Origin of the sequence: Streptomyces thermospinosisporus (assembly GCF_039526425.1) — a bacterium.
Classification (GTDB): Bacteria; Actinomycetota; Actinomycetes; order Streptomycetales; family Streptomycetaceae; genus Streptomyces; species Streptomyces thermocarboxydovorans.
The window spans coordinates 43,389-53,063 of record NZ_BAAAIZ010000024.1; the positions used below are offsets into that span (position 1 = coordinate 43,389).

Sequence of the window (9,675 nt, forward strand, 5' to 3'; positions counted from 1 at the left end):
GGCCTCGATGTCGCCGCGGTCGGTGGTGAAGGTGTAGAAGCCCTCCGAGCAGCCGTAGATGAACAGCAGCTCGACACCGAGGACGGTGTACACCTGCTCCAGCAGCGCCGCGGGCAGCGGCGACGCGGCGGAGACCCCCCACCGCAGCGAGGTCACGTCATGGCGGTCGCCGTCGCGCCGGTCGAGCATCATCCGGAGGTGAGCCGGGGTGCCCGGCAGCACCGTGACCCGCTCCTGCGTCACCAGGTCCAGCGCACCGCTCGGCGAGAACCGGTCCATCACGACCAGACGGCCGCCGCTGGCCAGTCCCATCAGCGTCATCTTGAGGCCGAAGCCGTGGGCCATCGGCGGGTAGATCAGCCAGACGTCGTCGCTGCCCGGCCGCATCGCCTCCAGGAAGGCCGCCGTCTTGGACCACAGCGCCCGACAGGTCTCCACCACCAGCTTCGGCCGGCCCGTCGTACCGGAGGTCATCAGCAGAAGCGCGGTCCCGAGATCGTCGACGGCCGCGTGGTCGTGGTGCGTCTCCCGCAGGCCGGCCGTGTCGTCCAGCAGGTCGGCGAAGGGCGTTCCCACCGGCTCATCGGTGCCCCGGAGGATCGTGTGAATCCCCGGGAACGCCTCGTGCACCGTGCGCAGCGGTTCCATGCCGTCGTCGGCTCCGGCCCGGGGCTGGTAGAGCAGGGCGACGGCGTCGGTGCGATCGACCAGCGACGCCAGTTCGGGTCCGGTCAGATCGTGGTCGACACCGACGAACACGATCCGCGAGATCCACGCCGCCACCATGGAGATCAGGTATTCCGGCGAGTTGGGCAGTTGGCAGACGACGCGGTCCTCGGCCTGGATGCCGAGCTTCCGGTAGGCCGCCGCCATGCGTTCGACACGATCCCAGAACTCACGGTAGGTCAGAGACCGGCCCTGGAAGGTGATGGCGGGCTGGTCGGCCCTCTCCCGGCATACGGCGTGCAGCGTCGCGATCAGTTCGTTCACAGGTTGTCCCTCGATATCGATGTGTTGACGCACCGGCCGGCGTGGGTCATTCGAAGACCCACGGTGCTGCCGGTGCCTGCCCGCCGTCCTCGAAGGGCTCGAACAAGGGCGCGAGACGCTCGTCATGAACCAGCGCGGCCAGGTCGTCATGGACCTCGGCAGCAGGGATGCCCGCCTCGTTGAGGACCTTCTCCCAGTGCGCGGCGGGAGCCTCACGGAAGCGCTCCGCCAGCCTCGCCTCGTTCCCGTCGTGCAGCGGCATCCCCAGGGCTTCGCCCAGAGCGCGGCGGCCGGCGCCCTCGGCGACGGTGATCGCCAAATGGCCGTCGGCGGTCTCCAGGGGCTCGTCCAGCGGGTTCCATCGCGGACGGCCCGCTGTCCGAGGCGACGATCCACGAGCGGAACCGGCCTGGGACTGCAGGGCCATCGCCCCGCACAGCAGCGACGTCTCGGACTTCCACCCGTGGTTGCTGCGCTCGCGCCGAAGGAGCCCGGCCAGAATCCCTTCGCAGGTCACGAGGGCGCCGAAGATGTCGCACAGCAGCACACGGGTGGTCCGGGGCCGTTCGTGCCGCGGCGTGTTGGTGTCGGCCAGCCCCGCGTAGGCCTGCACCATGAACTCGGTACCGAGCACGTGGTCCCGGTCGGCCAGCGGAGCCCAGCCGGACGCCTCGCCGTACACCAGTCCGGGCCGGACACGGGCCAGTTGCTCCGCGGTGAGGCCCCACTCCGCGGCTTTGCCGGGGCGCCAGTTGTGGAGGAACACATCGGCTTCCGCGACCATGTCGCGGAGCTGGTCACGGCCTTGCGGGCGCGCGGCATCGACGGCCACCCGCTCCTTGCCGCGATGGTAGTAGGCGCCCATGCCTCCGATGTCGCCCTGTGGCGGTTCGACCCAGGTGACCTCGGCACCGAGCATGCGCAGCAGCAGCCCGGCCAGCGGGCCCTGGACCCGGGTCGTGGCCTCCACGACCCGCATCCCGCTCAGCGGGAGGGGCCGTGCGTCGCCCGGCCGGCTCGCAGGTGCCGGCGTGGAGCGTCCCCTGCCCTGAGCGGCCAGCGGCTTCAGATCGGGATGACCGGCCGACCAGCCGGGCCCGGCGGACACCTCCCCGTGCGTCTGCAGCGGCGCCAGGCTCACCCGGAACTCGTCGGCTGCTGCGCGTATCCGGGCCCACCGGGCGGACGACGCCGCCCGGTGCAGCTCGCCGGGGAGCACGCAGTGCCCCTTGACGTACCGGTACTGGAAGATGGGCCAGGACCGGCGCAGAGCGGGACCCTCCACGCCCAGGCTCCGCCAGAAGCCGGCCCAGCGTTCGGGGTCGAACGTCTCGATCTCGAACAGCGGGCCGTCCGCAGCGGCGAACGGCGGCGGGGCGCCGTCGCCGCGCATCGAGGGTGCCCAGTCCTCGGGCGATGTCGCCTCACCGATGTACTGACCGGCGAGGAGCGTCCCCGCCCGCAGCACGGACGTCCGCACCCTCTCGATGCCCAGGCCGCGAGCGCGGCCGATCCCGGCGGCCAGGGCACCCTGCCCCGCGAGGAGACCGCATGCCGCCGAGGCCACGTCCAGACCGAAACGGCGAGGGCGGCCGGCCTCCGCGCCGTTGACAGCCATCAGCCCGGAAAGCGCCTGTATCACGGCTTCGCTCGCCGGATGTCCCGAAGGAATTCGTGATCCGCCGTACCAGGATATGTCGACGCTTTCCTGCAGGGGCTCCGCCGATTTTTCTCCGAGGGCGGCCGACCAGGGCGCGACGCGCATACCGAACACCTCGTGAGCGAGGTCCATCTCCATCATCCTTTGACCATCGAAGACACGCCTGTCCTGCGCCGGGAACCATGTTTTGACCCACCGCCGGAACTCGTGATCGGCGAAAAGGAATGTAACAGTGGCCGGTGAGGGAGGGGAGACGAAAAGAGCCGTACAGATGGCTGGGTTGGGCCATGACCGCATTCGGCCACACGAGAGTGCTTTGCGGGCGCCGCGTGGTCACAGACCCATCAGGGTCAGCACGGCATCGCCCAGCGCGGTGCCGCGGCACCCGAGGTCGAAGGGCAGATCGAAGTGGTCGCGCCCGGCCACCGTGAGATCGACGGGTCGCAGGCCCGTACGCGTCAGCGCCCTCACGAAGTCGGCATGCTGCCGGGCGTATTCGGCGGTCTCCGCGGCACCCCTCGCGACGACGGCCTTCGACGTGGCGAGGGGGAGGTGGTGGATGGGGCTGTGGGCGACCGCCGCCGGTCCGTCCATGCGCACCTTGTCGTTGACGTAACTCAACCGCACCGGCTCGAGGTCGTAGACGCCGCTGAGCAGCACCGCCCCGGCGACCTCGCAGGGCTCCTCGGCGGTGGCGCACAGCGCCGTCGCCACAAGGTGCGCTCCCGCCGAACTGCCGCCCGCGAAAACGAGGTCGGGCCGGCTGCCCAGCTCCGCGGCGTGGGACGAGATCCACCGCAGGGCCCGCCGTACCGAGGTGACCATGGATCCAATGCCGTGGTCCGGGGCGAGACCGTAGCCGACGGCGATGAATCCCGCGCCCTGCTCCACCAGGTCGACGGCGGCGAACGCGGACGCCTCCTTGCTCATCTCCTGCCAGTGACCACCGTGTACGAAAACGAACAGCGGGGCCCGGGGACGTCGCGGCGGATAAAAGTCCAGCAACTCCGACGGGCCGGGCCCGTAGCGAACGTCCGACTGGTGGTCCAGAATTCTCCGGGCCCGGTCGCTGGCTGTCGCATAACGTGTAAGATGCGCAGCGAATTGCGGCGCGCAGGAACTCGGGGAATACTCCCGGTCGAGTTCCTCCTGGGTCATGCCGCCATAGACATGCATCGTCGTTCTCCTTGTCCACCGAAAGAGGTGACCCGTGCCCACCGCGAGGGATGCCAGGAATCTCGACCTGGCAGATCCGCTGCATTCACGGCGGGAAATGTTTCTGCTGCCGGAACAGATCGTGTACTTGGACGGGAACTCACTGGGGGCGCTGTCCAGCGGCGTCCCGGCCACCGTGGAGAAGGTGGTCCGCGACCAGTGGGGCGATCACCTGATCACGGCATGGACCGAGGACGACTGGTGGGGCGCACCGCTGCGGATCGGGGATCGCATCGGCCGCCTGCTCGGAGCAGCGCCCGGCCAGATCACGGTGGGTGAGTCGACCTCCGTCCAGACGTTCAACGCCCTGGTCGCAGCCGCGCGCCTGCGCCCCGGGCGCAGGCTGCTGGTCACGGATCCGGACCACTTCCCCACCAACCGGTATCTGGCACAGTCGGCGGCCGGTCTGTGCGGGCTGGAGGTCGTGGCCGTTCCGGTGCCCGACGTCTGCGGCTTCCTGCGGGAGCAGGGCGAGCAGGTGGCCGTGGTCTCCTACGGAGCCGTGGACTTCCGCACCGGACGCCTGTGGGACACGGCAGAGGTCACCGCCGCCGCTCACGCCGCGGGTGCCGTGACGGTCTGGGACCTGTGCCATGCCGCGGGCGCGCTGCCCGTCGCACTGGACGACCAGGGCGTCGACATCGCCGTGGGCTGTACGTACAAGTACCTGTCCGGCGGTCCTGGTTCGCCCGCCTTCATCTATGTGGCGCGCCGGCACCACGAGATCTTCGAGCCGCCGCTCACTGGTTGGCATGGGCACGCCAGGCCGTTCCGCATGGAGCAGGACTTCGAGCCCGCGCCCGGTATCGCGCGGACCAGGATCGGTACTCCCCCGGTGCTCTCCCTTCTCGCTCTCGAGGCGGCTCTCGGGGTTTTCGACGGCGTCGAGATGACCGAGATACGCGCCAAGAGTCTGTCGCTCGGTGACTTCTTCATCGCATGCTTCGACCAGCACCTGGCGTCCTTGGGCTTCGAGCTGATGACTCCGCGGGAAGGCTCGCGCCGGGGCAGCCAGGTGACCGTGGCTCACCCGGAGGCCCATGCGCTGATGAGGGCCCTGATCGCCCGGGGGGTCGTCGGGGACGTGCGGCCCCCGGACATGCTGCGCTTCGGCTTCAACGCGCTGTACGTCTCCCACTCCGACATCCACCGGGCGGTGACCACGTTGCGCGACATCGCGCTCTGCGGTGCACACCACGACCCCCGGTTCACGACCCCCACGCTGATCACCTGACAGGCGGCGGACGGTGCCGGGTCCGGACCCCGCCCCGCCCGGCACCGCTGTCAGGGCCCGGACCTCAGCCCCTGTAGGCCTCGATGACTCCATGAGGTGTCCAGGAGTCGATCGTGATCCTGTTGATCTCGGAGAATCCGCAGTGCCGCAGCCACTCCTCGTAGTCCCGCCACGGGTAGAGGGTGCTGCCCCGGAAGGGCAGCGTGGAGAAGTAGACGCTGTCCAGTCCGGCATACAGCGGACCGGTGCCGTCGTCGTCGGAGAAGGCATTGAAGACGAGCACGCGCTGCCCGTCGTCCAGCGCGTCGAAGGCCTTGCCGAGCAGAGCCTTGTTCTGCTCCGGAGTCCAGATCACCAACTGGTGGGCGAACAGGACGCAGTCATGGCCGGGCGGATAGGCGTCGTCGAACAGGTCCGCCGCATGGGTGTCGATGCGGTCGGCGAGACCGTGCCGGGCGATCTTCTCCTTGGCGACCTCCAGCGCGCCGGGCCGGTCGAGAACGGTGATGCGCAGATGCTCGTGGGCCGAGGCGAGGGCGATCGCATTGACCGCGTCCCCGCCGCCCACATCGAGCACCCGCCGGACCTGTGAGTAGTCCACGCCTTGGAGCAGCACCGGGTTCGACAGGGTCGACCAGGAGTTCATGCACCGGTAGAACAGCTGCTCCAGACCCTCGGTGTTGGCCAGGCGGGTGTAGAGGTCCTGCGTGTCGCCGGGAAAGTGGCGGATGCCGATGTTCTCGCCGGTGCGCAGGGACTCGGCGTAGTCCATGGCCGGCAGGTAGGCGATCCTGGCCTGGAACTCCACGATGTCCCGCAGCACCTGCCAGCTGCCCTCGCGGAACGCTTCCTCCACGACGGCGCAGTTCCGGTAGCCGTCGTCCGGGCCCTTCGTCGTGAGACCGAGGGACGTCGTCCCCAGCAGCAGCACCCGGGTGGAGTGCATGCTCAGGCCGGTACCGGCCGCGACGGACTCCGCGCAGGCGCCCGGCGCTCGGTGCAGATACTCGAAGAGCCCCAGCTCGCACGCCGCGTTGAGCTGCTGGAACGCGGCATGTCCGAACAGGATGGGCACCAGTTGGCGCATGGTCGGGGTAGAGGCGGCGGTCACGGCCAGCCCTCCAGATCTGAGGAGATGGGACGGGGAGTCAGAGGAGTGTGCGGACGGTCCACAGTTCGGGAAAGAAGCGGTGCTCGTTCACCGACCGGAGCCAGTCCAGGCCCGCCGTGCCGCCCGTTCCCGGCTTGCTGCCGAGCATGCGTTCCACCACCAGCAGATGCGTGGCGCGCCAGTGGGAGAACTGATAGGACACCTCGGTCAGCAGCTCCGCGAGCCGGTGAGCCGGCCTCCAGCGAGCCGGCTCCTGGTAGACGGCGAGCCATGCCTGTTCCACAGCCGGGCTGGGCGAGTACGGCGCACCGGGCTCGCGCTCGTAGACGTCCCGCGGAATCGCGGCGCCCATGCGCACCAGCAGGCTGAGCACTTCGTCGTAGAGACTCGGGGTGTACAGCGCCCGTTCGAGTTCCGGATAGAGGCCGATGGAGCGGGAACACTGAGCCACGGTCCGAGGATCCTTGTTGCCGAGCGCGAATTCCAGCGCCCGGTACATGAAGGACTGAGTGCCGGATGCCTCGCCGAGGATGTCCCGGAACGCAAGGAACTCGTCCGGCGACATCGCCGTCATCGTGTCCCATGCGTTCACCAGGAGCCGCTGGACGCGCACGGCACGCGACAGACTGTCGCAGGCCTGGTCGACCTGGGTCTGGCGGAGCTGTTCACGGGCCTGGTCCACCTCCACGAGCACCGCCCGGAACAGCAGTTCCTTGACATGGCTGATCAGCAGGAACGTCAGTTCCCGCGGAGAGTCGGAGCGCGGTTGCTGCAGTTCGTGCAGCCGGTCCATATGGGCGTAGGTGACGTAAGGGGGTGCACCCTCACTGCCGTTCTGCTGCACCGGACAGGAAGGCGGCTGCTCCATGCGGGTCTTCTTCTCCATGGGTCAGCCCCTGGTGGATGCTCGGGACGTCACCTGATGCGGCCGGTTCGACGATCCGGTGCGCCGCCCGTGCGGCTCGCGGGCCCGTCGGGCTCGCGCGGCTTCGAACAGCCTGACGAAGTCAGGCGCGATGCGGTCCGGCTTCTCGTAATGCCGTCCATGGTGCCGCTCATATTCCGCGAACCAGACGTCGTCGGTGTGCAGGAAGAGTATGTCGTGCAGCGCCATGTTCCGTACCGCGAACAGCGGTACGGGCGACCTGTTCACGGGAAACCGGCTGTTGCGCGCCGCGGGCTCTTCGCAGGCCGGGTGGAACTGCCCCAGCATGAGCCCCCGGGCCACGATCCGGTCCTTGGTGAGTTCGTGTGCCTTGTCGATCAGCCAGTAGGCGTCGGGGGGCAGATCCGGCACCGCCACGATCAGTGAGTGGAGGTTGGAATTCCGCGAGTCCCACGCGTGGCCGGCAAAACATTCAACCGCGCTGTCGACGATGTCCACCATGTGCGGGAGGCCGAATTCCGGTCGCCATTCCGCACCGTAGAGCACGAGACAGCCGGCTCTCCGTGAGGGCTCGACGAACGGACACACGGGACCGCTGCGACCGAGCTCCGCATGGGGCTTGGTGATGTAGCCCGTCAGCCAGTCGTCAATCAGTTTGGTCGTCTCTGCGGCTGGTTCTGTCAGCCTCACATCAATGTCCGGCACTGTATCGCTTTCAAGTCGTGTAGGAGCGGTCCGGGTCCTCCTGCGGGGGACTTCCCGTGAAGGTGCTCAGCAGGAAAGAGGAGGTCCGGCCTCGCGCTTGGGCGAGACCGCGGATTCGCCGCCTCATGGATGTCGTCCGGTCTCCGTGCAGCGACCCGGGGCCACATTCCACGTTTCCGATAGGTGGCCGCAGTTCACGCATGACTCTGTCAGATACCGCCCGTTGAGGAACAGCTCCGTTATGACCGGCAACGGCCATGGCCACCCGCGGACATACCGGCCCCGTGCGTCGTTCTGCTGAGCCAAGGACCGCGGTTGACCGGGTGATGTACCGGTCAGTAACCTCCGGCGAATGACCGCCCCGGCTCCCGAAAGGCGACGGGCTCCGAAGATGAGCCCGGAGCTGCGCCGCCAGATGATCGTCCGCTCGACCCTCGCACTGATCGCAGAGCACGGCCTGGCCCTGACCACTCGTCAGATCGCGCTCGCGGCCGGCATCAGCGAAGCGACGATGTTCCAGGTCTTCGCCGACAAGGACGAGTTGCTGCACGCCTGCATGGTCGAGGCCGCGCGCCCCGACGAGGTCCTGCGCGAGCTCGCCGGCATTCCTCTGGACGGCTCGGTGACGGCGCGCCTCCTCGAGGCTGCCGGAGCGCTGGAGGCGTACCTGACGCGCATGGGCACGGTGATGGCCTACCTGGAGGCGTCGGGGCACGCCAGGGCGTGGCGCGAGTCCGCCGCCTCCACCGCTGGATTGCGGGAGGTTCACGAGGCCGTCGAGTCCGTCGTCGCATCCCTGGCGGCCCTGCTGGCTCCCGAGGAGGACTCCCTGCGGCTGCCGCCCGGGCAGATAGCCCAGGCCTACTTCGATCTGCTGTTCGCCCGCTCCCGGGTGCTCGGCCGTCCGCTGAGCGACTCTCAACTGCCGGGCCTCGTACAGCTGCTGGTCCACGGCGCCCTCATGACGACCGACGCTCCCCGCGGATGACGTACCGCCCCGGACCGGCAGGGCCCGGCGATGGGTCGCCTCAGCGACGCAGATCACCAACCGCGCGCCTTCATGGAGCCTGCGGCCCTGGGTAATGTCTGCGCCAGAACCCAAAGTTACCGCTTAGTAGTCTCGAACTTCGCTCTCGCAGGCCCGAGGAGCCCTCATGCAACTCACCGCGATCATCGTGTCGCTGGTGCTCGCCTTGGTCGGTGTCGCACTGTTCGGCCGAGCCATCGCGCAGATCTACCGCTTCATGAAACTCGGCCAGCCGGTCCCCGCCGGGCTGCGGACCGACGATCCGCTCGCGCGGACACTCACCGTGGCGCGTGAGTTCCTCGGCCACACCCGGATGAACAGGTGGGGGATCATCGGCATCGCCCACTGGTTCGTCGCCGTCGCCTTCTTCAGCCTGCTGCTCACCCTCGCCAACGCCTTCGGCCAGCTCTTCCAGGCCGACTGGACCCTGCCGGTCGTCGGCGGATGGCTGCCGTACGAGCTGCTGGTCGAGCTGTTCGGCGCGACGATGACCCTGGGCATCCTGACCCTGATCGTCATCCGGCAGCTGAGCCACCCGCGCAGGCCGGGCCGCAAGTCCCGCTTCGCCGGCTCCAATTTCGGCCAGGCGTACTTCGTCGAGGCGGTCATCCTGATCATCGGCCTGGCGATCCTCACCCTGCGCGGCCTCGAGGGCGCCATCCACCACGTGGAGCACTACGAGGCGGCGTATTTCGCCTCCTACCCCCTGGTCGCGGCCTTCGGGGGCCTGAGCCTCTCCACGCTGCAGAACCTGGTCCACCTCACCGCGATGATCAAGATCGGGACGTCCTTCATCTGGATGATCACGGTCGCGCTGAAGCAGGACATGGGCGTGGCCTGGCACCGC

Annotated in this window: 8 protein-coding genes and 1 pseudogene; 3 read left to right on the forward strand and 6 right to left on the reverse strand. The window is 68.7% G+C overall.

Annotated elements, in window-relative coordinates:
- The 3 genes from ABD207_RS10285 to ABD207_RS10295 form a co-directional block, all read right to left on the reverse strand.
- The coding region (locus tag ABD207_RS10285) for a class I adenylate-forming enzyme family protein (RefSeq protein ID WP_344011818.1) at nucleotides 1-990 on the reverse strand (990 nt) is incomplete at its 3' end.
- A 46-nt stretch (nucleotides 991-1,036) separates the two neighbouring features.
- Nucleotides 1,037-2,947 (reverse strand): CoA transferase, encoded by a 1,911-nt coding sequence (locus ABD207_RS10290; RefSeq protein ID WP_344011819.1) that lies wholly within the window; start codon nucleotides 2,945-2,947, stop codon nucleotides 1,037-1,039.
- A 36-nt stretch (nucleotides 2,948-2,983) separates the two neighbouring features.
- On the reverse strand, nucleotides 2,984-3,826 hold the full coding sequence (locus ABD207_RS10295) for an alpha/beta hydrolase (protein ID WP_344011821.1): 843 nt from the start codon (nucleotides 3,824-3,826) through the stop codon (nucleotides 2,984-2,986).
- 34 nt (nucleotides 3,827-3,860) lie between these two features.
- On the opposite strand from ABD207_RS10295, the gene kynU reads away from it, so the two are divergent.
- Nucleotides 3,861-5,099, forward strand: coding sequence for a kynureninase (gene kynU, locus ABD207_RS10300; RefSeq protein WP_344011822.1), 1,239 nt, complete (start codon nucleotides 3,861-3,863; stop codon nucleotides 5,097-5,099).
- A 64-nt stretch (nucleotides 5,100-5,163) separates the two neighbouring features.
- Here kynU and ABD207_RS10305 read toward each other — a convergent pair whose 3' ends face one another.
- Genes ABD207_RS10305 through ABD207_RS10315 form a run of 3 tightly spaced genes read right to left on the reverse strand, consistent with a single transcriptional unit; the run spans nucleotide 5,164 to nucleotide 7,801 of the window.
- On the reverse strand, nucleotides 5,164-6,210 hold the full coding sequence (locus tag ABD207_RS10305) for a methyltransferase (protein WP_344011824.1): 1,047 nt from the start codon (nucleotides 6,208-6,210) through the stop codon (nucleotides 5,164-5,166).
- 37 nt (nucleotides 6,211-6,247) lie between these two features.
- Nucleotides 6,248-7,096 carry a tryptophan 2,3-dioxygenase gene (locus tag ABD207_RS10310; protein WP_344011826.1) on the reverse strand — a complete coding sequence of 283 codons (849 nt, stop codon included), beginning with the start codon at nucleotides 7,094-7,096 and terminating at the stop codon, nucleotides 6,248-6,250.
- 3 nt (nucleotides 7,097-7,099) lie between these two features.
- Entirely contained in the window at nucleotides 7,100-7,801 is a 702-nt protein-coding gene (locus tag ABD207_RS10315) for a DUF6875 domain-containing protein (protein ID WP_344011827.1), read from the reverse strand.
- A gap of 352 nt (nucleotides 7,802-8,153) precedes the next feature.
- Between ABD207_RS10315 and ABD207_RS10320 the strand changes: the two genes are divergently transcribed.
- Nucleotides 8,154-8,789 carry a TetR/AcrR family transcriptional regulator gene (locus tag ABD207_RS10320; RefSeq protein ID WP_344011829.1) on the forward strand — a complete coding sequence of 212 codons (636 nt, stop codon included), beginning with the start codon at nucleotides 8,154-8,156 and terminating at the stop codon, nucleotides 8,787-8,789.
- Nucleotides 8,790-8,955: 166 nt separating this feature from the next.
- Nucleotides 8,956-9,675: pseudogene (locus ABD207_RS10325) on the forward strand (Fe-S oxidoreductase); the annotation flags it as partial.